The organism is Sorangiineae bacterium MSr12523, from assembly GCA_037157775.1.
GTDB classification, from domain to species: Bacteria; Myxococcota_A; Polyangia; order Polyangiales; family Polyangiaceae; genus Pendulispora; species Pendulispora brunnea.
Genome location: CP089982.1, coordinates 7,746,932 through 7,770,810, shown reverse-complemented (window position 1 = coordinate 7,770,810; position 23,879 = coordinate 7,746,932). Strand labels below are relative to the sequence as shown.

Here is a 23,879-nt window from a genome sequence, read left to right as displayed (position 1 = left end):
TCAATAATCCGAAGGAAAGCGCACCATTTCTCTTTTGATGATGGTCAGGGCAGGGCGACGGCCTCGCGGGGCGCACGTTGGGCATCCCGATCCGTGCGTGGTCCGATTCGTCACGAAGGCACGCCACTCGTGGCCGAGGACGCATCGCCACCAGAAACGACGGCCCGTGCCGGGCAGAATGTCCTTCGGCGTCACGGGCCGGTTCTTCGTGGGGTGCCACTCGGAGGCGACGCGCGGATACTTCGCCTGCAGCGAATTCGTCACCGAGAGCTTGCGCCCCCCGCAGAACGGGCAGCCATTCTTCGCGCGCACACGACTGGCGACGGCGCAGAGCCACTCGTGGTCGGGCCCTTTGGGGCACTTCCACCACACCTTGTGGCGGCTCACCGACGACACATCGCTTGGGCGCAGCTTACCGTTCTTCGTCGGGTGCCAATAGCGCGCAAACTGCGGCGCGTCGGCCTTCAACGTGGTGCTCTCCGAGAGAAACCTCCGCGAGCACATGGGGCAGCCCGTTTGGTGGCTCACACGGTGACCGATGGGCGCTTGCCACACGTGGTCGCGGCCCTTCGGGCATTTCCACCAGCGCTTGGACCATGATTGCGCCGACACCCGGTCGGGTGTGACCTTCCCATTTTTCGTCGGGTGCCACTCGCGCGCGATGTCCGGCGCCACGATGGCGAAGCAATTGGTCACCGACACCCGCCGGCCGCGGCAATAGGGGCACCCATTCTCGCGGCGCGTGCGGTCTTCGACCTTGGTCTGCCATTCGTGGTCCGGCCCGTTCGGACACTTCCACCAAACGCGCCGGCATGACGTGCCCACGACCTCGTGAGGCGTCAGCGGCGCATTTTTCGTGGGATGCCACTGCTTGGCCACTTTGGGATACTGCTTGGCCAGCGAATTGGTGGCCGACACCTTCTTGCCCGCGCAGTACGGGCAGCCCTGTTCGCCGTAGGCTCGTTTCCACGGCGTGGCCTGCCAAACGTGATCGCGCCCGTGCGGGCACTTCCACCAGATGTACTTGTCCGACCCGGCGCCGACTCGCCCCGGGGTCAAGTGATGGTTCCGCGTTTTGTGCCACTCGGCGACGAGCCGTGGAAAGTCCGCGACGACCCTCGTACTCACAATGCCTCAATAGCACGAGCTTGCGCGCAATGGATGGGCGCCTATGGGGCGCGTCGCAACGACACCGAGCAAGGCAACACAACGAGAGAGGTGAGAAAGAGCGTTGCTCTAAATGACCCGTACCAGCCCGCCGTCGGCGCGCTGAGCCGCGCCGTTGATGGCGGCGGAAAGCGGCGAGGAGAGGAACGCAATGACATCCGCAATTTCCTCCGCCGTGGCGAAGCGCTGCAGCAACGACGCGCCGTTCATCTCGGGACGGAAGAAGCCGTTCTTCACCTCCTCCAGCGTCTTGCCTACGCCCGCCGCAATCTTCTCGAGGAAGGTATCCACGCCCTCGGTCTGCGTCGGACCGACGATGACGCTGTTCACCGTGACCTGCGTGCCCTTGGTCAGTTCGGCGAGGCCGCGGGCAAGCGACACCTGCGCCGTCTTGGTCACCGAATAATGAATCATCTCCGGATACGGTTTGAGGGCCACCTCGCTGGAGACGAAGATGACCCGGCCGGAATTGCGCTCGAGCATGCCCGGCAGAATGGCGCGCGTCAGCCGAATACCGCTCATGACATTGAGTTCCCACATGGAGAGCCAATCGGCATCGGTCACCTCGGGGAAAGGTTTGAATTCGAAATAGCCGACGTTGTTTACGAGAATATCGATCTTCGGTCCGTCGGCCAGAATGCGAAGTGCGGCCTCGGTGCCCTCCGCCGTGCCCAGGTCCGCGGCGATGCCACGGATGTCGCGCGGGTCACGCCGAGGATCGAGCGCGCGAAGCTCGGTCACCGTGCGCTCCACGCTGCCTTGCGAGCGGCCCGTCACGATGACCTTGGCCCCCTCGCGAAAGAGACGTGCCGCCAGCGCCTTGCCGATGCCCAGCGTCGATCCCGTGACGAGTGCCGTTTTTCCTTGGAGTTGCAAATCCATGTCGAATCTCCGTTTTCTTTCTTTCGACGCGGAAGTTAGGTTCGCTGGCATGTTAGAACCACCTAAACGCAGTTAACGGACTGTTAAGCAGAGCAAAACGATGCCGTCATCCTTCGATCCCAAGGCCGTTCATCTGGAATTGCTGCGCACGCTGCTCGCCGCAGCCACGGCGCGCACCTTCGGGGAGGCGGCGAAGCAGCGCGGAATCAGCACGCCCGCCATCAGCCAGCAGATCAAGGCGCTGGAGACGCAGCTTGGTATGCCACTGTTCGAGCGGGTAGGGCGCAACGCGCGGCTTACCCCCAGCGGCGCGGAGTTGGTGGCCGTGGTGCGGCACCAGCTCGCGCTTCTCGACGACGCCGTGGCGGCCTTCGTGGAGGATGGCGAGAGCGTGCGGGGGCGCGTCCGCATCGGCGGCCCCGCGCCCTTCAGCGCCATGTGGCTGCGCCCCCGGCTGGTGAAGCTTTTGAAAGCGCACCCGGGATTGCGTCTCGACGTGAACTACGGTGTGACCTCCGTCATCACGAAGCAATTGCTCGCCGGCGACATCGACTTTGGAATCATCGTGCAGGATCCCGCCGAGTCCTCGATCGAGTCGCGCGTCGTTTTCGTGGAACAGTTCGTGCCGGTGGCGTCGCCCGGGTACGTGCGCAAACACGGTATGCCGGAGAACGCGGCGGAGTTTCGCCAGCGCCCCATGATCATCTTCGACAACGACATGGCCATGCTCGCGCCCTGGTGGCGTGCCGCCTTCGGCCGGCGCGAGCCCATGCCGGCCAATGTGGTTTGCAGCGTGACCAGCCTGGAGGACATGCGGCAGCTCGCGCTTCAGGGCCTGGGCATCGCCGTGCTGCCCGACTATTTCACCGCGCGTGATTTGGCCGCGGGCCACTTGGTGCAGGTGTGCAAGCATGTGCACCCGGAGCGCTGCAAGCGCGAGGCGCGTAACCCGATGTATCTCTGCTGGCGAAAGGGCACGGTCATGACCGCACGCCTGCGCGCCGTTCTCGCCGAGCTAACGGCCTGATGCCGTCGAAACGAGTGGGCTCGTCAACGGTCCGAGCGTACTATACCGATCGCCATGCCCACCGATTGGAACTTGCCCGACGTTGCGCAGAGCTACGAAGACTACGAGCCCATTCGCGAACGCGCGCTGGCCTATCCCTTGATGTTCGAGGCGCTCGGCCTTGGCTCACCGAATTGCCGCACGGTGCTCGATTACGGTTGTGGCACCGGCAAGGTCGCCGAGCGCATCGTGAGTACCTTCGAAGGCGTATCGATGATCGCCGCCGACCCTTCGTCCGGTATGCTGGGCATTGCGCGCAGCAAACGCACCCATCCGAAGATTCGCTACCAGCAGATTGGCCAAGACCAAGGGCTCGATCTCGGGTCGGACTCCATCGATGGTGCGCTGAGCTGCTTCATCTTCGTGTGCATTTCGGAAGCCGAGCGCATTCGTCGCATCGTTCAAGAGGTGTACCGTGTGCTGCGCCCGGGCGCGACGTACGCCATGCTCGAGCTCGACCCGGCGTCCATCGGCGTTCCGTTCTCCATCGTGCAAATGGGCGAGAAGGGCCGCACCTACGGGGCCGGTGATCCGGTGGAAGTTCGCCTGACCGTGCCGGGGGCCGAACCCTTGGTCGTGGTCGACTATTACTGGCCCAAGGACGTGCACGTGGGGTTTCTCGAGGATGCAGGCTTCGGCCAAATCCGTGCGCATACACCGACCTTGCCCCAGGGCTACGACGGGCCGGGGGCGGAGCGGATGGAGGTCGAGCGCACGTACCCGCCGTACGTGATCTACACGGCCCAGAAGTGACGCGTCCTGGGGCCTTGCGGCTCATCATTCTGTACAAGCTCGTTCGCGGTGGGCTCGCACTGGTGCTCGCGTTGCTGGTGCTGATTCTCGCCGTGGGGCACTTCGGAACGCCGTTGGCCGACGCGCTATCGGGCGCGCTGCATCACCTTGCGCACCCATGGGCGCACCGTGCGGGCGACGCGCTCATGAAGGCGGTGGCAACGAACCGCTATCTCTACGTCGCGGCGTTTGCGCTGGGCGTCGATGGCACGTTCACCTTGCTCGAGGGAGCGGCCCTCGCGCGCGGTTCGTGGTGGGGGCCGTGGCTCGTGGTGATCTCCACGTCGATGCTGCTCCCGCCCGAAGTCGTCGGGCTCTTTCGTCACGCGAGCGCGGTGCGGGCGGTCATCCTCGTCCTCAACGTGGCCATCGTCGCATACCTGGTCAGTCACGCGCGGCGTACGCGTGCGTGACAGGTTCGTAAGGTCGCGCTAAGTCGAAGTCATGCGCGCCCTCATTTTCGATCTCGACGGCACCTTGGTCGACACGGTGTACGCCCACGTGTTCGCCTGGCAGCAAGCTCTGGCCGAGGCCGGAATGCCCATCGATGGCTGGCGCATCCACCGCCGCATCGGCATGAGCGGTGGGCTATTTACCCGCGCGCTCGTCCGCGAGACGGGCACGAACCTCTCCATCGAGGAGACGAAGGCCCTTCAAGATCGCCACGGCGCCATCTTTCGCCAGCTGCTGCCCGAGAGGCGGCCTCTTCCCGGCGCCGTCGCGCTCTTGCGGCGCCTGCGCGAGCTCGGCATTCCCCATGGAATTGCCACCTCGGGCCGCCGTCCCGAGATCGATCAATCCTTGGTGGCCCTGGAGATCCCCAGCACCACCGTGGTCATCGAACGCGGCGACGTGGCCCGCGCCAAGCCCGAGCCCGACCTGTTCCTCGCGTGCCAGACCCGCCTCTCCGTCGCCGTCGAGGACTGCTACGTCGTGGGCGATGCCGTTTGGGACCTTCTGGCGGCGCGCCGCGCGCGCATGTTGAGCGTGGGCCTGCTCACGGGTGGCTACGGCGAAGACGAGCTGTCGCGCGCCGGCGCCTACCGCGTTTACCGCGACGCTGCCGACCTCGACGCCTCCTTGGACGAGCTCGGCGTCTTGCCCTGAAAAAAGAGCATGTCCGCCCTTGATCCTCACGCTACGTGAGGTCGTACGGTCTTCGTCGTGAGGACCAAACCGTTGCAACTCAAAGTGGGGGAGCTGGCCGCTCGGGCAGGCGTTTCCGTGCGTGCGCTGCACCATTACGACGAAATCGGACTGCTCCGCCCGGGGCATACGTCGTCGGGGCATCGCATTTACGACGACGCCAGCGTCGAGCGCCTCTTGCAGATCAAAGCCCTGCGCCAGCTCGGCTTTTCGCTCGAGGACATCATCCAGTCCTTCCACGACCGAGATTTCTCGCTTCGTCAGGCCCTCACCCTTCGCCTCGAGCGACTGCGCGAGGAGATGGTCTCGCACCGGATCTTGTTGAACCGGCTCGAGAACCTCGTTCGGCACATCGACGCCGACGAGACCTTATCCACGGAGAGCATCTTCGAAACGATGGAGGCCATGATGAACGTCGAATCGTATTTCACACCCGAACAACTCGAAGAACTGCGCCAGCGCCGCGAGGCCCTGGGCGAGGAGGGGCTCAAGCAATCGCAAGAGGATTGGCGCGTGCTCGTCGACGAGGTGCGCGGCGAAATCGCCAAAGGCACCGATCCCGCCTCGCCGAGGGCCCAGGAGCTCGGCGCGCGCTGGGCGGCCTTGGTGCAAGCGTTCACCGGCGGCAACCCGGGAATCGCCGCGGCCGTTCGCAAGATGTGGTTCAGCGAGGGGCACAAGAACACGCCGGGCATCGACGTGACCGCCGTGCGTGAGGCAGGGGACTACATCGTCAAGGTCAACGCCGCCAAAAAGACCTGAGTCAGCCCATCACGTGAGCACGCCGTACCGTAGTCCCAATTGTCGTAGCCATTTGCGGTAAGCAATCGAGATACGATCGGACCGAAGGTGCAGCTCCTCGGCCAAATCGAGCGCAATGAGCTCGGGCCGCTGCGAGGAAACCACCGGGACGTCCTGAAGCGTAATCTTGTCCTGAAACGAGCGAATCTCGTCGTCGGTGAGCGTGCTGTAGTCCATGGCAATGTACGCCCACACGAACGACATGCGCTCGCCCACGGGGGTGACCGTGAAAAACATGGCGAAGCGTGCGCCCGCGGACGATTTGACGAATGTCGCCGTGAGCGGCCTTAGCACCTTGTACGTGTAGGCGATGCGCCGGCCTTCTCCCGTTCCATCCGGATCGGGCTGAAAGACGGAAATGTCGCGCGCGATCACGCCTATCTCGTCATCGGGGGAGATCTGGGCCTCGTATTCGTCGATTTCCGGATAGGCCGGATCTCCGAGAAACCCTTCGTGCACGAAGGGAAAGTGCGCCACATCGAGGAAATTCTCGATGATGCGGGGCCCGCTCGCCGGAAACGGGTAGGGCCCCACGTGCACTTTGCGATACGAATCATCTTCCCATTCCGCGAAGGCGGGCACGTCCCGCGCGGGATTGCCGAGAGAAAGCCATATCCAGCCGTATTTCTCCTTCACCCGGTACGCGCTGACCTTGGCCTTTTTCGGGGGCGTCAATTTGGGCTGCGCCGGAATGTGCGTGCACTGACCTTGCTCGTCGTAGCGCCAACCGTGGTACGGGCACACCAGCGTGCAATCGCGCACCTTGCCCAGCGACAGGCGCGCACCGCGATGGACGCACGCGTCGCGAAAGGCGGCGACCCCGTCCTTCCCGCGCCAGAGGACCACGTCCTCCCCCAGCAGATTCACGGCGACCGGCTTCTCGACCTCCAATTGCTCGCTGCGCGCGACGACGTGCCAATCGTCGAAGAGAACGGGATCCGGGGGGGCGTGTGTCATGAAGGGAAGTCTATTGGCTCTTGCCGGTGATCCCCTCCAACAATTGAGGCATGTACCAAATCTTCTGCGGCGTGGCCACCTCGCCCGGCTTCAGGAACTCGCTCCCGTCCTGGAACTTCAGCGGCCCGGTGTGAAGGACCACGCTCTTGTCGCCCAATGAGCGAATGAACTCCTCGAGCGTGGCCTTCTTGTCGCCCAATGCGCGGCCGAACTCGAACCCGACGGAGGATTCCTCTCCATTGATGTCGCGGTAGTCCGGCCCGGGCCAAGCGAACTCGCCGGCGAATTTGCCTTCGCGCACACTTCGGATGACGTCGCGGTACGCGGGCATCCAATTGTAGTAGCCGACGCCAAGACAGGTATCGGGGGAGAGATCGCACCCTGTTTTGAAATCGTGGTGCGTGAATCTCACGCGTTTACCGGCCTCGGCCGCTTTTTTGGATTGCACCGCGGCCTCTGGCGTATCGAGCCCGCTCATCACCACATCGAAGCCACCACTGAAATAGTCATCGACGACCTTGGTGGGATCCAGAGTGACACCTGGAATGTTGAACCAGAATCCGATCCAGGTGACCTTGAAGGTCAGCTCTTTGGCCGGTTTCTTTCGGTATTTCTCCCAACAATGTTTGGCGCCCAAGTAAGCAGACGATACGAGGCGGCGCGTCTCGTCATTGGCCAGCGCCCCGAGGTAACCGATCTTGCCGGACTCCGTGGCGAGTGCGGCGGCGCACCCTCCCATCATCTTCGCCGGTTCGAGCGCACCATCGATGTTGCCTAGATTTTTCTGATTCTTGTAGTTCCGGCCTTCTTTCCACGCATGGTCGCCGGAAATATGGATGATGGACACGTCGGGATGCTTGCGCGCGGTCTCCAGGGCATCGTCTTTGAAGTCGTCCGAGCTGAAGACGACCAACCGACTTCCGCGGGCAATCAGATCGTCGGCGACCTGTGCACTCTTCGAATTGGGCCGGTCGGAAGGATTGACCTTGTCGATGTAGTCGAATTTCACATCGGGGAACTTGGCAATCGCCTTCTTGATGCTTTCGAAGTGCGATTCGTTCCAGCCATGGTCGTTCTTCGGTCCAACGAGGATCATTCCGACGGTCAGCGGCTTCGCAGACGCGGCAGAAACCGCGGAATTGGCGGGATTTGCCGGATCTGAGATCGAACTCTTCTCTTGCTTTTCCGCCGAGCCTTTGCATCCACCGAGCAATGTCGTGATGGTGACGAATGCACATACCGACCGTGCAGAAGTGACGTTCTGTTTCACTTTTGATTTCATATCCAGTCCTGCCAATTTGACCTGTAATTCGCAAATGGGGTTTCACGCAACACGATTCTGCGCTAGTCCTCCACGGCATCGATTTGCTTGCGACGGAAACGTCGTTGGAGGTTTCTTTGTTCATCAAGCGCCATCCCTGGGTCGTGGGACTCGCCACATCGGCGGCTTTGGGCTGCACGTTCGTCGTCGAAAGCGACATCAAAGGCAGCGGCCTCGGTACGGTCTGCGCGGCCAACGACCAATGCCACGCCGGAGTCTGCGACAATGGCATCTGCGTGGCGTCTTGTACGGTCGACGGCGAATGCCCCTCACCGACCAAGTGTTTTGCTGGCAAATGCCAGACCCCACTCAAGGTCGCCGGGCTGTGGATCGGGCCCGTGACCGAAGGCGAGGGGTGGAACTCCACGCACCAAGAAGGGATGGAGGAGGCTGCAAAGCAACTTCCCTATCTGAATTGGTACAGGCGTGAGAACGTCCTACCTTTCACCGGCGACGTCGACAAGATGGTGGACCAAGCGGTGCTGGAGGAGAAGGTCGACGTGGTCGTCCTCAACTCGTTCAGCCAGCGCGAAGAGATGATGAAGAAGGCGGAGCAATACAAGCACGTCAAATTCCTCAATTGCTCGGGCGACAACTTCAATGGGCACAATGCCATTTCCTACGATGGGCACATCGAGCAATCGTGGTGGGTGGCGGGGCGCGTCGCTGCATCCAAGGCCAAAAAACGTCTAGGATTCGTAGCGTCGTTCATCACGCCCGAGGTCGTGCGCTACATTTCGGCTTTCTATCTCGGGGCGCGCAGCGTCAACAAGGACATCAAAGTCGAGGTTCAGTGGCTCGGATTCTGGGTCGATTACAAGACGCCAGAAAGCTACCCCTACAAAGGGCCGCTCTCCGACAACCAGGACGTGAAGCTCTATCGCGAAGATCTCCTTACCTACCGTCTCATCGATAGTGGCGCGGAAGTGATCGCGCACTCGACGGATAGCCAAAGGCCGGTGCGCGCCATCGAGCGGCTGACCAAGGACGGAAAGATTCACGACGTTTACTCCATCAGCAACGACAACAAAGCTGGCTGTGTCGACCTCCTCACGAAGCAGCGGATGCAGTCCTGCCTGGGCAGCCCGTACTGGAATTGGACTCCGCTGTACATTCAGATGTTCGAGGACATTCACCGGGGAACCTGGCGGGCCGACCAGAATCGCAACGAGGTCATGATCATCGACCCTGCGAAGAGCGTTCCGGGGTTCGAATTGAACCCGGCCAGCGGGATCGACAGCAACGCCGTGCGCTCGTACGTGACGGAAATCTCCAGTCGCGGCTGGGAGCACACCTTCGCGGGCCCGTATGAAACGACGGGCCAACGCGACCGCGATTTGGATGGCCTGGCGGATGCCGTGCAAGCTTTTGGCGCCGACGAAAAGATGTCCGAGACCGAGTACAATACGATGTGCTGGTTCCCGAAGGGCGTCATCGAGAAGTTCGATGTGACCGATCCCAAGTCGGCCGACGTCGATGGCCGCGTTCCCGATGAAGATCGCGTTCGCGACACGAAGTTCGTCAACGATCTCGAAGGCCCGCCCGGCGTGCCACCCGGCGTGGGTATCGTCTGCAAGAAGAATTTGTAAGGGATCCGAGTTCGCGCTTCAAAACTCGTAGCCAAGTTCCAACGATGGCGTGTAGGCGACGCGGCTCCGCTCGGGTGAGCCGCGGTCGGGCGAGAAATAGGTGAAGCTGGCCGGCAAGATGCCGATGGACACGTTTCCGCCCGGCTTCAGGCGCAGGCCGGCGCTGGGAATGATGCGGAAGCCATCGCCGAATCCGAACTGCGTGCCGACGTAGACCGAGAGCGCGGGCAGGCGTGGAAACGTGCCGTTCAAGCCCGCGCCTGCGGTGGCCAATACGGTGTCCGTCCTTCCTTGCTCCCAGCGCACGCCGCCGGAGATATCGAGAATGTCGAGAAACGTCGCCCCCACGCGCGCCGAGCCGGTGAAGCACCGGTCGCTGAATGCGCACGCACCCGCGTCGACCCGCAGCGACGGACGAACGATGGCGCGCCTCTGGGCGCGACCCGAAAAGAGCGGAACGGAATCTTGCCCCTCGGAAGGGAGCGAGGCCGGCCGCGTCCTCGGCGGGCCCTGATACTCGGGTGAAGAGTCGTCCTCGTAGGAGCTCGACGAGCTTGTCCTCCCCGCGCCAAAGCCGAAGGCGAAGTAAGCGGGATAGTGATGGTGGTGATGGTAATACGGCACCGGAGGCGGGGCCGTCTTCCCACCCGATTTGGTGTCCCCTTTGGTGGCCGCCAACCCAACCATGATGAGCGCGACCGCCGCCGCACCCACCGTGACCACCGTGGCCGTGCTGCCGCCGTCGAACTGCTCCACCTTGACCGACTCGATGTCGTCCCAAGCGGCGACCCGCGCCGCTTGGCTGCAGTCCTGGCCGTCTTCCCTCAGGAAGATCGCGCTTTGATTGCGGCAGAATCGGCCGGCGTCCGCGGTTACGCTTCCCTCGACCGTCGTGATGGTGACCGAGTCGCCCGGTCGCAAATGCACGGGCGCGCCGTCGCTGGCCGTCATCCGAATCGTGCCGTAGTTCGTCTCCACCCCGCGAAGCGCTTGCGCGGACCAGTCGCCACGCACCACCGATTCACTGGTGCAGCCCGTCGTCCACACCGCAAGGAATAAGGCTAAGAAGGACCTGTAGCGCCGCAACCACACGTGCGGGGGGTGCTGCGCCAAGTCCGGATTACAATGAGATGCCGCCGAGTCATTTAATGGGAAAGTCATGGTACGCCGGGCCCATAGAGCACCCGGCGTACCAGCGACATGCGCTATCTGGGGACGAAAGAGGCCACGCTCGGGCTCTTGTACTCGAGCACCCAGCGGATGGTCAGCGGCTTGTCCAACAGGGTGGCGCCGCTTTCGCAAACCACGCTGGTCTTCGAACCGCCCGTGGGCGTCTGGTACCCGGTATCCGTCGCGACGGACTTCGCCGCGCACGTCTCCAAGCCCTGCACCTCGAACGCCGTCACATCGCCGCTCTGGTACGTGAAACGCCGGCCATTGGCTGTCGCGCCATCGGAGAAGGAGCCGAACTCCATGGCGATCTTGTCGAGCTGCACCGCCGCACCGGAAGGCGCATACGTCGACGTGCGCGTGATCTTCCCCGGCTCGAACACGTACGTGGTTTCCGCCGTGATGCTCGCGTTCGACGCCGGAGTCTTGGTCGCCACGTCGTCCAACTCCGTTTGCCGGAAGCGCACCGTCAACGTCTTGCCGTGTTCCTCGGTGGTGACGTTCTTGATGTACGCCGCCGGAATGAGCTGCTTGCCGCCGGCGAGCGAGAACCGCGGCTGCAACTGCGGAAAGTCGGAGTCGGCCACGCCGGAAAGCAGATTGTACGAATACGGCACGGCGAAATACGCATTGAGCCGGTGGTACGTGTCACCGCCATTGACGATCGGCAGGCTGAAGGTGCGAAGCCCGTCGCGGTACGTGACCAAGGCGCGCTCGTAGTCACCGCGCGCGAACCACGTGAGCGTCGAGCGCGGCAGCCCGCGCAGGTAATCGACGTAATCGTCCGTATCCATGGGCGTCTTGTCTTTGTACCCATCGGCGTTCCACAGATTCGTCGTGTAGAGCAGTTGGTGCGAAAGACTCAGGTTTTCCCCGAGGATGCGGTGCTTGCCGCGGTAGGCATCGGTGCGGCGCCCCTTTTCCCAGAGGTTCACCGACTTCATGTCCGCGTCGTACCAATACTGTACGAACTTGGCCGACGCCCGCGAGGCAAAGGCATAGGCGATCTCTTTCTCCTTCGGCGTGAGCACGTCCAGATGCTCCGCCGCGGAGAGCACTTCCAAGAACGCCGTGTCCGCATACGGACCCAGGCTTCGCCCATAATCGAAGCCATTACCGGCTACGTTCAGACGCAGCAAAATCAAATCGACGGATTTGCGCAACCAGCCCTTCAACTGCGGCGTCACCTCGAGCCCCGTCTCGATCAGGCGCTGACAGATCTCGCCGATGAGCAGCACGCTGTAGCGGTCGAATCGGCCCTGGCCGTCCGTCTCGTCCGAAAAGCCGTATTCCGAATACGTCTCGTAATGCTTGATCATCTTGGCCATCAAATTTTGCTGGCCCGTGCCATCTTCCCAGCCAAGCAGCTCGCGCAGCCGCGCAATGCTGAACGCCACACCGTAGTAATTCGTGGGCAGGCCAATCAGCGTGTAATCGACCGGGTTGACGAAGGTGCGCCAGTCGAGCTTCGTCCGCAGCTTGGCCAAGGTGTCTGCGCTGACCGCTCGCTCGAGCAAGCCCGCGTTCTTCAGCTTGTTCAACGCGGACATGTAATAGAAAATGCCCCACGTCTTGTTGGTGTCGTCGATCGTCAGATCGGCGATCTCGCGGTACTTGCTCAGGTAGTCGGCGAACTTGGGATCGGACTCCGGCGTGCCGATGAGCAAGTAGGAAAAGCCGATGGCAATCTTCCCCGGCAGGAACTCGTCGCGACCGTTGAAGGCCTTGGTCCCATCGAGCGTAAAATCTTTTTTCTCGACGGCGAGCTTGTTGAACAAGAAATCAAGGTGGGGCAGCAATTTGGATGACACGATGGTGTTGGCCGGAACGCCAGACAGCTCGGGCTGAGCCTCCGCCACATCGTCGTCGTCCGAATCTCGACAGGCGGTGAGTGCAAGGGCGACCACCAACGATGTACCAAGCACACGGCGGGCAAAGGTATTCATCATGCCTCCAGAAATTTTGCATAAAGTGCGGGTCGATCAGGCGAGGAACGAGAACATGGTAACCGGTGTCATCGCCGGGTCTAGCCAATTTTTGAGGAGGGGCGAATGAATCGCGAAAATGAAACGTTCCAAATTCGAAGAATGCGCGCGGATGAGACGGATATCATTCGAGAATGGGCGGCCGGGGAGGGGTGGAACCCGGGGCTCTATGACGCAGATTGTTTCTTTGCGACCGACCCGCAGGGCTTCTTCCTGGGCGAAGTCAATGGCCAACCGGTCGCCATGATCTCCTGCGTTGCGTACGATTCATCCTACGGCTTCGTCGGTCTTTACATCGTCAAGGCTGCCCATCGGGGTCGCGGCTACGGTTTGCGCACATGGCAAGAAGGACTGAAATACCTCGGCACGCGCACGGTGGGTCTCGACGGCGTTTTGGCGCAACAGCAAAATTACGAACGTTCCGGTTTCCGCTTTTCGCATCACCACGTGCGCTACGAACGGCCTGCAGACGCACCGCGGCTCGAAGCGGACCGCGTTCCGTCGATCGTTCCACTTTCCGCGATTCCCCAGGACGATCTGGTGGCATTCGACACGGCCTGCGCCCCGGCGCCGCGTCCTCATTTCCTACGGCGTTGGCTGCAACTTCGCGATTCGTATGGTTTTGCATCCATTCAAGATGGAAAACTCCGCGGCTTCGGCCTGGCGCGGCCCTGCGTCGTAGGCTTCAAGATCGGACCTCTGTTGGCCGATGACGCCGTGGTTGCGGAGGATCTCCTCCGCGGGTTGCTCTCCGCGGCGCCTTCGGGCCCTGTGTTCCTCGACGTACCGGACACCACGCCTGTGCCGCGAAACCTCGCCTTACATTTCGGAATGCACGAGGTGTTTCGCACCGCGCGGATGTACACTCGACCCACGCCGAGCCACGAACGTGTATTCGGCATCGCGACGATGGAGCTTGGGTAGCGCCGCGGAGATTTGGGGGCAAAGGACGAAGGCATGGGCGGTGGGGTGGACAGCTTCAACCACGACGGGTTGAGCATCGAGGTCGTCGATGCTCAGACCCAGGTGAGCGTCATCTGGCGCGGGGTGAGCGAGGCGAGGGATCCCGAGCTGGTGCTCGTTCCGTTCCTGAACCTGCTCGCCGAGCGGCTTCGCGCGGCCAAAGTGCGCGTGGTGACCGTAGATTTCCGCCAATTCGAGTACATGAACTCGGCAACGGTCGTCCCGATCCTGCAGTTCGTGAAGCGCCTCGACGCGATCGGGGCGCAGACCCGCGTGCTCTACGATCAGAGCGTGAGCTGGCAGCGCATCAACTTCCGCTGCATGCGCACGATCGCGCGAACGCTTTCTCACGTGGAGGTTCGCGGCGACAGCGACAAGGCCGAGTCTCAATGACAGGGTGGTGGCCGAGCGGCATTCGGCGTTCGCTGACCGGGCAGACGCTTCTTCAGATGGCCATGCGGGTCAGCCTGGTCATTCTGATTGCCACCGTCTTTGGCTACTACCACCTGGTCTCCAGCCTGCGCGCCGCCACCCTCGCGCAATTGACGAAGTACGTCATCGAGCGCGGACACCGTGAGCGCGCCATTTTCAGCTTGGCGGAGGACAACCAAGCCGTCTTGCGCGATGCGTTGACCAAGAGCTTCATGGAAGCGGGCGGCCGAGACTTCAGCAAGGAGTTCGAGGCGGCGACCGAACGACGTGAGGACGGTTGCCTGCGCAGCCGCGACCAACCGCGGGAGGGCAACGTCATTAGCCTTTACGTCGGTCGCAAAACGCCAGTGACCGAGGATTTGAAGCGCAAAATGATGGTCTCCCGCGACCTGGTGCTTCAGTACGGGCCGGCCTGGCACAATCGATTCTTCAACACGTACGTCAGCTTTCCCGAGAACGCCATCATCCTGTACACGCCGGATTTCCCGCACATGGAGCAGGGATTTCCGCCGGACTACGATATTCCGAGCCTGGAGTTCCACTACATCACCGACGCCAAGCACGATCCGTCGCGCGAGCCAGCGTGGACGGGGCTCTACTTCGACGAGATCATCAAAGAGTGGATGGTGACGTGCGCCACGCCCGTGTACTTGGGCGATAGCCTGGTGGCATCGGCGGAGACGGACGTTCTCCTGAGCGAATTGTTCAAGCGCTCGATCAACGACCATGCGCCGGGCACGTACAATCTGATTTTTCGAGGTGATGGGCGCCTGGTCGTGCATCCCGACAAGGTCAGTGAGATTCAGGCGAAGAATGGCAATTACCTGATTGCCGAGTCCGGGGACGAGCACCTGAAACGGATCTTCTCGCTCGTCATGGGCAGTGCGCCCAATACGGCGGTGGCCGACAACTCGATTGATTCGGAATACGTGTTTTTCGCCAAGCTGGACGAGCCGGATTGGTACTTCGTGACGATTTTCCCGAAGTCCATTTTGAGCAAGCAGGCATTCGACACCGCCCGCGTGTACCTCTTTTTGAGCGTGGCCTCGCTGCTGGTGGAAATCATCGTGATGTACTTCGTGCTGCGCAAGCAGGTGGCCGCACCTCTTTTGGAGATGATGGCCGCGACCAGTCGTGTGGCATTGGGTGACTTGAACGTGCTGCTTCCTTCGGCGCGCCGGGAGGACGAGCTGGGGCAGCTTTCCTCGCAGTTCAATGCAATGGCTGGCGCCGTGTCGACCCGCGAGCAATCGCTCAAGAAGGCATTGGTCGAGTTGGAGGATTCGCGGCGGCGGCTCGCCGCGAAGGAGGCGCTCGAGCGCGAGTTGGAGATTGCGCGCACCATTCAGGTGTCGCTGGTGCCCCAGACGCTGCAATTGAAGGGACTCGATGCTTCGGGAAAAATGCTCCCCGCCGAGGAAGTCGGAGGAGACTATTACGATGCCTTCCAGGCCGGCGGCACGGATTGGCTTTTGATTGGTGATGTGTCGGGCCACGGCGTGACGGCGGGCCTCATCATGATGATGGTCCAGACGGCCGTACGAACGGCGGTGCTCAATGCGCCGGCAGGATCGGCGCCGCTGTCGCCGTCGCACGTGCTCAATATGGTGAATACGTCCATATTTGGGAATCTGCAGCGGATCGACAAGAATCAATACATGACCCTCACGGCCTTCCGGGTCGAGGGAAACACCTTCACGTATGCCGGCCGCCATCAAGACGTCATCATTTATCGCGCGGCCGCTCGAACGATCGAGTGCCTGGAAACCGACGGAATGTGGCTCGGCATCATGGACGATATTTCGCAGATGGTGGAGGACCGCACCTTCCACGTCGACGAAGGCGATATCGTGCTCCTCTACACGGACGGTCTGCCCGAGGCCAAGCGACTCGGCCGCTTCTTGGGCATCGAGGGTCTGGTCGAGGTCTTCCGCCAGGCGGTGGAGACGAGTCGTCAGGATAGCCAGGAAATCCTGGAGGCCGTTCTAAAGCAGACGAAGGATTACGAGTTCAAGGACGACGTTTCGCTGCTGGTGGTGCGTAAGACGACTAAGACGGAGGACGCCGGGAAGGCGTAGGCGTGTCGTCGTTTTGACTTTTGACTTCGACGTGCGTCAGCGTACGCGCGATGGTTCGCATGCACTGGCAGTTGACCCGTTGCCAGTCGAGATCGGTGTCGTAGAGCACGGTGGTGGAGATGTGCTGCGTGTCGAACTTCTTGATGAAGTTGAGGAGGGGACCGACCGTTGCCGAGTTGATGTATTGAAGCGCGCGCAGGTCGACGGTGACGCTGGTGGCGTGCAGGCTCGCGAAGATTTTCTGAAGCACCGGCTCCAGGAACGCGGCAGGGTTGCGTGCATCGCTCACGCCCTCCCATGCGATCGTGGCGGACGAGTGGCGGCCTCGGGTGACGCGTATGGTTAGTCTGTCGAATTCAAACGATTCCGTGCTCATGCGCCCCCCTCACGGCGGTCACCGTAACGATTGAATCGATGAACGTGCAGGTCAAGTCGAAGCCGCCCTCGAAGCCGATCCGATAAAGGCCAAGCCCGCCTTTTTCGGTCGGGTTGTCCAGCAGCGTGCGGATCCGGTTCATGTAGAGCTCCTCGCGGTCTGTGCTGCTCGCGATTTCGGCAAGGCGTTGCTCGAGCTGGCATACGCGCTCGCGCGTGAGCGCGCCGTTCGAGACCTCGATGGTGATGCGCTCCGCGTCCGCCTGCAGACGGAGGTGAATCGTGAGGAGGTTCGGTACCTCCTCGCCGTACTTCATCGCGTTCTCGATCAACTCGGACGCCGTCATGACCGTGGCCGCGCGCACCGACGGCGCGAAGCTGGTGAGTGCACGCTCCACTTCTCCGCGGGCATGGCTCACGAACTTCCACAGATGCGGGATCTCGAGCGCGACCGCCCTCACTACTTAAGGAGTACCACGTCTCCCTTTCTATCCAAGCTATCTCGATTAGCGAAAACGGCTTGCGCGCCCGCTCTCTAGGCCGTAGAGTCATCTCACTATGATCATTTCTGGTCGGTTGCGCTAGCAGCGGCAAGCAGGCACCCCGCGTCCCCATCCATGGATGGGATGGTGATGGCGGCGATGTCGCTACCGTGTTCTTCGTGTCGTCCGGTCCCAGGTAAGGTGCCTGGGGTCACGTCCACATCAACGTCCAACATTCCAGTTTGGCGCGGTGATGGAGCGGCGACGCGAGCGCATGTCCCGTGATCCAGGTTGATCCATCGCTGATTGCGATGCCCGGCGTCCGTTCCGCATGGTCGATGCCGGCGAGGCCGCGTTCTCGCGTGTCGTTTTTCACCGCTCCTTGACCCGTTCGCCCCGGCGTGCGGCGGTCGCGCGATCTCGTTCGAGGTCTCGCACGCCGCGGGCTGGCGAACCACAGGAGGAGTTTGTCCATGCCCCGACGAAACGATAATTTGATTTCCGCTGATACGATATCCACCCTTCTTCTCGCGCAGGCGCCCGAGTCGACCGAAAAACTCGTCTCGACCGAGGAGCGTCCGAGCGAGCCGCCTCGCCCGTCGTTTTCGAATTCAGGGAGAGGGGGGCGGCCGTCGCACGCGGTTCCTCGATCGGTTCCCAACCGATTCTCGAACCAGACCGTGTGGCGCAAGGCGTCGCGGCCCACGGTGCGCGGAAAGTGACGTAACGCCATCGTTCGTGCGCACCGGTCCCGTACCGGTGCGCACGGATGAAAACGCCGCTTCCAAACCATGATAGATGGTGTCTGTCGTGACGCCGTCCATCGCTCCATCCATTCGCACGGAGCTCCGCGAGCTTCTCGTGCTGGCAGCGCCCATTGCCATCGCGCAGGTGCTTCTCATTGGCATCTCGCTGGTGGATACGTCCGTGCTCGGCCATGTTTCGGTCGACAGCCTCGCGGGTGCATCCATCGGGCGCTCGATTGGCTTTGCCTCGATGTGCCTTGGCATGGGCGTCGCCATGGGGCTCGAACCCGTGGCTTCGCAGGCCCTCGGCGCCGGCGAACCGGAACGTGCGTGGCGCGCATACGTCGTCAATCTGCGCGCCGGCCTTTTCGTGTGGCTTCCTTCCCTGCTCGCCGCGCTCGCGGTCACATTGACATTGCCGCCGCTCGGTCTTGACTCGGTGGTGGTCGATCGCGCCCGCCTTTTCATTCTTGGGCAGGCGCCCGGGATGGCCTTGACCGTGGCGTTCTTGACGACCAAGACATTCCTGCAAGCCAACGGCGTGACGGCACCGGCGTTCGCCGCCGCGTGCATCGCCAACGTGACGAACGTCATCATTTGCAATCTACTGGTCCGCGGCGACGATGCGTTGCAAGCCGTGCACCTGCCCGCCATGGGGTTGCCCCGTCTCGATGCGTTCGGGGGAGGTTTGGCCTTCAGCCTGGCGGAGTGCGTGCTGTTCGGGGTGGCGGTCTCGTTCGCGCGCAAGCTGCGCCCCGATTCCGTGGGTCCTCATCCTTCCGTGACGTTGCGTGCAGCCTGGCGGCTGGGCATTCCCGTCGGGCTGCAGATGCTGGCAGAGGTAGGGCTATTTACGACCGCCTCCCTTCTGACGGGCCGTTTCGGCGCGAGGGTCGTTGCTGCGCACCAGATCGCGTTGGGGCTCGCGACCTTCACATACATGGGCGCGCTCGGCATCAGCGGCGCGACCGCGGTGAGGGTGGGGCTCGCAGTCGGGGCCGGCCGCCCGGCACGGCGTGCAGGACTCATCGGGATTGCATTGGGAGCCGGAATCATGATGGTGCCTGCCCTCGTCTTCTGGACGATTCCCGAGGTTCTCGTGGGTCTCTTCACGCGAGATCCCGAGGTGATCGCGCTAGGGGTGCAATTGCTTCACATCGCCGCCCTGTTCCAGCTTTTCGACGGCGTTCAAGCCGTGGCCACCGGCGCCCTCCGAGGGGCAGGAGACGTGCGTTTCCCCTTCATCGCCAACGTGGTCGCCCACTGGTTTTTCGGGTTACCAGCCGCTCTTCTCTTTGGGTTCGTGTTGGGCGGGCAAGCGCGAGGGATATGGTGGGGTCTCACCGGCGGCCTCATCGCGATTTCTATCGCGCTGTTTTCGAGGTTTTTTTATATTTCGCGAGGGGTGATTTCGCGGGTGTGAGGGCGAAGCACGCCGTGATCGTGCCACGTGATCGTGATCGTGACAGGTGATCGTGACAGGTGATCGTGACAGGTGATCGTGACACGTGATCGTGATCGTGATCGTGATCGTGATCGTGACCCGTGATCGTGACCCGTGCGCGTGCGCGAAGAGACGAGGGGGAGCGCTCCAGCGAAACGCTTCGCGCACGCGCACGCGCACGATCACGGGTCACGACCACGACCACGACCATGACCACGACCACGACCACGATCACGTGTCACGAGCGCGTGCGCGCGCACGATCACGATCACGGGGCACGATCACGTGCTCGCTCCTCGTGGTCGTGCTCCTGATCGCTCCTCGTGCACGCGCACGTGCTCGGTGATCGTGTCACTCGTGGAGCACGACAGAACATCGTTGACAGATCGGTACGGGCTGTTGACAGGCGAGCTGTCACCCTCGTGCAGCTCACAACTCCGAATCGCGCCCGCTATTCCGTCATCAGGAGCGAGTGTAGCCAGAGGCTTCTGGGCCTCATCGAACCATGGCGGCGGCGGCCCCCGCCGAAGGCGGCACCTGTCACGCAGCGCCGACTTTGCTCATCAGCTCGCGCGGCGCTTTCGACTTGGTTGCGGCCAACCGAAACTCGAGACGTCGAGCTCTGGCAAGATTTCAATAACACCAAGCTCGACATCCCGAAACCAGACACCCACCTGCAAAGCATCGACAAGCTCGACCCCGACATCGAGGCCGGCGAAGAAGACGCCGACGTAGACTCGATCACTGCGAAAACAGATGTGGCCTCCTTTCCAAACAGGTCGAGTAAGCATGTGTGCGGGATGCATGTAAGATGTCGACATCGGGCGACGACGCTCTGCAGGCTTGTACACTCCGCCGGTACCTTGCCATTCAAGGCATCGTGCGGCCGCACATGGTTGAATTCCTGCCGCCAGCGGGATCGCTGCCGCTGCTCAGCGTCACCCGTGGCCGAGGGTCGCGATGCACGTCACCGTGCATGTCGGCGTGCATTCTCTCGTGCGCACCATTGTCCTGCGGGCAGCCAGGTCGTGAGCGCACAAGTCCGAATGCCGTGGGACATCCACCACCCGGAGAATCTGGAAATTCCGCCTCGCGCTTGAACGCGGACGAACGGAGTGCCGTTGTCACACTGAATCGCGTTAGGCACGCCGTACTTCCGAAAGAGCCGCTCGAACACCTCTTTCACGGCCTCGTGCGTCGGACGACAAACCACGACGTCGAGCACGAACCGGCTGTATGCATCACGGATGGTGAGCGGTTCGCACCGTTCACCATCGAGTGACTTTCACCACTCTTTGAAGTCGACAGTCCAGACGTCATTCGGATGCTTCGCCTGCATCTGCCGTGACGTTCCACGATGCTCGTCGATCTTCGTCGGCGATGTTCGCGAACTTTATTGGCCCTTTTCAAGATTCTTGCGATGGTGCGCTCACTCGGAGTCTGTTCACCGAACAGCCGACGAAGCATCGCTTCGAGCTTTCGTGGTCCCCAACGTTGGATGACGATCTCGTGCTTCGAGCACGGAGATGACAAGGTCTTCCGCGGGCGAGAGGGGCGCCGTTTTCGGTCTTCGACTTTGCTCCTCGAGACCGTCGTAGCCACTCTCCTTGAACCGCTTGATCCACTTGTATCCCGCTTGCCGACTCACGCCGAACTCGCGACACAAGGCGGTTTTAGACTCATCGTTCGGCACTCCTTCCACGGGCATTCGCCATGAGGCCTGTCAACGATGTCCTGGCACCAGACCAGCGCGTGCGCGAAGAGACGAGGGGGGAGCGCTCCAGCGAAACGCTTCGCGCACGCGCACGCGCACGCGCACGATCACGGGTCACGACCACGATCACGTGTCACGAGCGCGTGCGCGACCACGATCACGATCACGATCACGATCACGTGTCACGATCACGTGTCACGATCACGATCACGTGCTCGTGCTCGCTCCTCGTGCTCGCTCCTCGTGATCGTGATCGTGATCGCGCACGCGCTCGTGCTCGCTCCTCGTGCTCGCGCACGCGCTCGTGCCCCGTGCCCCGTGCCCCGTGCCCCGTGCCCCGTGACCCGTGATCGTGACTCGTTCCTCGTGATCGTGTCACTCGCGCGGCACGGTGTGATACTCTTCCTTATGCCAACCGAACGAAAAGAGACAGTTCCTCTCGAGATTATCGAGAAGCTTCCCAAAACCGATTTGCATGTTCACCTCGATGGGTCGGCGCGGTTGGCGACGATTCTCGAGCTTGGGCAGAGGTACAAGGTGGACTTGCCCGCGCATGACCTCGAAGGCCTGCGCAAAGCGATGCATCTTGGGGAAAATGTGGGGTCCTTGGTCGAATACCTCAAAGCGTTCGACGTTACCTTGCGCGTCATGCAAACGGCGGAGGCTTTGCGGCGAATTGCGTACGAGCTCGCGGAGGATGCGGCGCACGAGAATGTCCGCTATATGGAAGTGCGCTATTCGCCGATGCTTCATACGCGGAGGGGGTTGAGGCTCACCAACGTCGTCGAGGCGGTGCTCGAAGGATTGCGCGCGGCGCAGGATGCGTGCGGCATCGAGTCCAACGTCATCCTTTGCGGAATACGCAATGTTTCGCCGGAAAGCTCCCTCGAAATGGCGCAGCTTGCGGTTGCGTACAAAGGCCGAGGGGTCGTCGGGTTCGACCTTGCGGGGGCGGAGTATGATCATCCTGCGAAACACCACAAAGCGGCGTTTCAGCTCGTGCGGGACAACAACATCAACGTCACTATCCACGCCGGGGAAGCGTACGGCCCCGAATCCATTGCGCAGGCCATTCACGTGTGTGGGGCCCATCGCATTGGCCATGGGTGCCGGCTCCGCGAAAACGGAGACATGCTTCACTACGTCAACGACCACCGCATTCCCATTGAATGTTGCCCGTCATCGAACCTGCAGACCAACGCCGTTCGCGATCTCGCGAGCCACCCGCTCAAGCTCTACAAAGACCTGGGGCTGCGCGTGACCGTGAACACCGACAACCGCCTGGTGACCGATACCACGGTCTCCAAGGAGCTCTGGCTATGTCACACGCAGCTCGGGCTCACGTTCGCCGATTTGAAACAGATTATCGTTTCCGGTTTCAAAAGTGCGTTTCTGCCATTCCATGTGAAGCAGCAATATTTGCGCAAAGTAAGTGACGAACTCGCGGCGTTCCCCGACGATGTCGCGGAACTGCTCTCGGCGTATCCAACCACGAAGAGGGCCGACGCAACGCTTGCGTAAAGAAACCGTGGGAATGAAACGTTACAACCACAAATTGTACGAGCCGAAACCTTACAAGCGGATGTAAGCGGCAGCTCGCTGGGAGAATGCACCAAAGGATGCGCGGAAGGCGTAGCGTCGTCCCTCGAACGTCGTTTCGAGAAGTACGCCTTTCTCGTTCTCCTTTTCCGGCGGAGGAATCAGGGTGGCCTGCGCGAGCGTCGGGGCGTTGGCCGCCGCCTCGGCAGTGAGAACTCCTTCACCACTCCATTCGACCAGTCGCAACGTGTACGGGTCACCGGACGACCGCGCTTCCAGCCAACCGAAGATACGGGGCTGGGGCTCCCGCGGATCGAGTGCGAAGCCGACGTTCCCAGATGTTCCGACATCGAGTCGGTAGGCAGCGGGGCCGACTACGTCGATGCAGAGTTCCGGATCGTCCAACAGCTCGCGAAGGGCTTCGTCCGTATACGACTGAGACCGGATGCGCGCATAGACCGAGACGCGCTCGTCATCCAGCAGCGCGTCGATGCGCATGGTCGGATCGCCCGGGTAGATGGCCTTGCGCGCGAGCACCCAGCAACCGGGGTCAAAATAATTGTCCTTTCCGGGCGGGAGTTGGACGATTTCGACGATGTACGGATCGAGCGAGAGGGGCGTGCGCTCGCGAACTCGCGCGGCTACGCGAGGCAAATCCTGAGCATCGCGAGCGCCCACGAAGATGCCCCAACCACCGACGGTTCCGCCCGTTCGGCCGCCGATGCGGCCTGGAGTGACGGAGAGCTGCAACGCGAGATCCATCGGCTCTTCGTCGAGGTCATCTTCGTCGTCGGCATCGACCGATTCGTCCGCCGGTTGCTCGTAAAAGTGGACCGCGTTGCCCCAAAAACGCGCGCGTGAGAAGTCGTCGTGCGGTGTGTTCATGCTTGGCCCTGGTGACTCCCGAAGAATGAGATGTCGGTTGGAACGCCGACCACGCGTTCGCGCTCTCCGCGCTGCCGCGTACCACGCTTCCATAGGTTCCATACGAAAACACAGAACCAAATTCTGTCTTTGCTAAGTCGATTTTCTTTTAGCACGTAGAAGCGTTTGGCGTGCAACGTCGGGTGTTCTTCTTTGTTCCCGAGTGACGGAAGCGTGGTGATTGATCCGATGATGTTTGAACCCAATCATCGGTAGAGATTTGAAACGTTCGATGACATCGATGTCATTTGTTGCGCACTGCGCTAAAATCATCGGATATGTGGCGCCAACATGGCGGCGCGCCTC

Annotated in this window: 21 protein-coding genes; 11 read left to right on the top strand and 10 right to left on the bottom strand. The window is 61.8% G+C overall.

Features of this window, described 5'->3' with window-relative positions; translation table 11 throughout:
* Together LZC95_30455 and LZC95_30450 are read right to left on the bottom strand one after the other, a co-directional pair.
* Window positions 1-1,128 (bottom strand): zinc-ribbon domain-containing protein, encoded by a 1,128-nt coding sequence (locus tag LZC95_30455; GenBank protein ID WXA90764.1) that lies wholly within the window; start codon window positions 1,126-1,128, stop codon window positions 1-3.
* Window positions 1,129-1,236: 108 nt separating this feature from the next.
* On the bottom strand, window positions 1,237-2,049 hold the full coding sequence (locus LZC95_30450; GenBank protein WXA90763.1) for an SDR family oxidoreductase: 813 nt from the start codon (window positions 2,047-2,049) through the stop codon (window positions 1,237-1,239).
* Window positions 2,050-2,149: 100 nt separating this feature from the next.
* Here LZC95_30450 and LZC95_30445 point away from each other — a divergent pair, with 100 nt between their 5' ends.
* The 5 genes from LZC95_30445 to LZC95_30425 are packed head-to-tail and all read left to right on the top strand — an operon-like array spanning window position 2,150 to window position 5,815.
* Window positions 2,150-3,076 carry a LysR family transcriptional regulator gene (locus LZC95_30445; GenBank protein ID WXA90762.1) on the top strand — a complete coding sequence of 309 codons (927 nt, stop codon included), beginning with the start codon at window positions 2,150-2,152 and terminating at the stop codon, window positions 3,074-3,076.
* Window positions 3,077-3,130: 54 nt separating this feature from the next.
* Entirely contained in the window at window positions 3,131-3,868 is a 738-nt protein-coding gene (locus LZC95_30440) for a class I SAM-dependent methyltransferase (GenBank protein ID WXA90761.1), read from the top strand.
* A complete protein-coding gene (locus tag LZC95_30435; protein WXA90760.1) occupies window positions 3,865-4,320 on the top strand; it encodes a DUF2127 domain-containing protein in 456 nt (151 codons plus the stop codon). The genes LZC95_30440 and LZC95_30435 overlap by 4 nt, the downstream gene beginning before the upstream one ends.
* 31 nt (window positions 4,321-4,351) lie before the next feature.
* Window positions 4,352-5,014, top strand: a complete 663-nt coding sequence (locus LZC95_30430) for an HAD family hydrolase (protein WXA90759.1) — start codon at window positions 4,352-4,354, stop codon at window positions 5,012-5,014.
* Between the two features lie 57 nt (window positions 5,015-5,071).
* The gene (locus tag LZC95_30425; protein ID WXA90758.1) at window positions 5,072-5,815 is read left to right on the top strand and encodes a MerR family transcriptional regulator; all 744 of its coding nucleotides are present in this window, start codon (window positions 5,072-5,074) and stop codon (window positions 5,813-5,815) included.
* A gap of 9 nt (window positions 5,816-5,824) precedes the next feature.
* On the opposite strand, the gene LZC95_30420 is transcribed toward LZC95_30425, so the two are convergent.
* Window positions 5,825-6,811, bottom strand: a complete 987-nt coding sequence (locus LZC95_30420; protein WXA90757.1) for an aromatic ring-hydroxylating dioxygenase subunit alpha — start codon at window positions 6,809-6,811, stop codon at window positions 5,825-5,827.
* A gap of 10 nt (window positions 6,812-6,821) precedes the next feature.
* Complete coding sequence (locus LZC95_30415; protein ID WXA90756.1) at window positions 6,822-7,907, bottom strand: BMP family ABC transporter substrate-binding protein; 1,086 nt, start codon at window positions 7,905-7,907, stop codon at window positions 6,822-6,824.
* A gap of 290 nt (window positions 7,908-8,197) precedes the next feature.
* Here LZC95_30415 and LZC95_30410 point away from each other — a divergent pair, with 290 nt between their 5' ends.
* Complete coding sequence (locus tag LZC95_30410; protein WXA90755.1) at window positions 8,198-9,721, top strand: BMP family ABC transporter substrate-binding protein; 1,524 nt, start codon at window positions 8,198-8,200, stop codon at window positions 9,719-9,721.
* Between the two features lie 18 nt (window positions 9,722-9,739).
* On the opposite strand, the gene LZC95_30405 is transcribed toward LZC95_30410, so the two are convergent.
* Together LZC95_30405 and LZC95_30400 are read right to left on the bottom strand one after the other, a co-directional pair.
* Entirely contained in the window at window positions 9,740-10,768 is a 1,029-nt protein-coding gene (locus tag LZC95_30405; GenBank protein ID WXA90754.1) for a hypothetical protein, read from the bottom strand.
* A 158-nt stretch (window positions 10,769-10,926) separates the two neighbouring features.
* A complete protein-coding gene (locus tag LZC95_30400; GenBank protein ID WXA90753.1) occupies window positions 10,927-12,840 on the bottom strand; it encodes a hypothetical protein in 1,914 nt (637 codons plus the stop codon).
* 102 nt (window positions 12,841-12,942) lie between these two features.
* On the opposite strand from LZC95_30400, the gene LZC95_30395 reads away from it, so the two are divergent.
* The 3 genes from LZC95_30395 to LZC95_30385 are packed head-to-tail and all read left to right on the top strand — an operon-like array spanning window position 12,943 to window position 16,349.
* Window positions 12,943-13,800 (top strand): GNAT family N-acetyltransferase, encoded by an 858-nt coding sequence (locus LZC95_30395; protein ID WXA90752.1) that lies wholly within the window; start codon window positions 12,943-12,945, stop codon window positions 13,798-13,800.
* 33 nt (window positions 13,801-13,833) lie between these two features.
* On the top strand, window positions 13,834-14,232 hold the full coding sequence (locus LZC95_30390) for a hypothetical protein (GenBank protein ID WXA90751.1): 399 nt from the start codon (window positions 13,834-13,836) through the stop codon (window positions 14,230-14,232).
* Window positions 14,229-16,349 (top strand): SpoIIE family protein phosphatase, encoded by a 2,121-nt coding sequence (locus LZC95_30385; protein WXA90750.1) that lies wholly within the window; start codon window positions 14,229-14,231, stop codon window positions 16,347-16,349. The genes LZC95_30390 and LZC95_30385 overlap by 4 nt, the downstream gene beginning before the upstream one ends.
* Here LZC95_30385 and LZC95_30380 read toward each other — a convergent pair.
* From LZC95_30380 to LZC95_30370, 3 genes are all read right to left on the bottom strand, one after another.
* Entirely contained in the window at window positions 16,321-16,638 is a 318-nt protein-coding gene (locus tag LZC95_30380) for a hypothetical protein (GenBank protein WXA90749.1), read from the bottom strand. The two genes, LZC95_30385 and LZC95_30380, sit on opposite strands and share 29 nt — an antisense overlap.
* Before the next feature lie 67 nt (window positions 16,639-16,705).
* A complete protein-coding gene (locus LZC95_30375; protein ID WXA90748.1) occupies window positions 16,706-17,185 on the bottom strand; it encodes a hypothetical protein in 480 nt (159 codons plus the stop codon).
* Window positions 17,186-17,417: 232 nt separating this feature from the next.
* Entirely contained in the window at window positions 17,418-17,582 is a 165-nt protein-coding gene (locus LZC95_30370) for a hypothetical protein (protein ID WXA90747.1), read from the bottom strand.
* Window positions 17,583-18,016: 434 nt separating this feature from the next.
* Here LZC95_30370 and LZC95_30365 point away from each other — a divergent pair, with 434 nt between their 5' ends.
* Window positions 18,017-19,375 (top strand): MATE family efflux transporter, encoded by a 1,359-nt coding sequence (locus tag LZC95_30365; protein ID WXA90746.1) that lies wholly within the window; start codon window positions 18,017-18,019, stop codon window positions 19,373-19,375.
* Between the two features lie 2,143 nt (window positions 19,376-21,518).
* Window positions 21,519-22,631 carry an adenosine deaminase gene (add, locus tag LZC95_30360; GenBank protein ID WXA90745.1) on the top strand — a complete coding sequence of 371 codons (1,113 nt, stop codon included), beginning with the start codon at window positions 21,519-21,521 and terminating at the stop codon, window positions 22,629-22,631.
* A gap of 51 nt (window positions 22,632-22,682) precedes the next feature.
* Here add and LZC95_30355 read toward each other — a convergent pair whose 3' ends face one another.
* Entirely contained in the window at window positions 22,683-23,534 is an 852-nt protein-coding gene (locus tag LZC95_30355) for a hypothetical protein (GenBank protein ID WXA90744.1), read from the bottom strand.
* Window positions 23,535-23,879 lie beyond the last annotated feature (345 nt).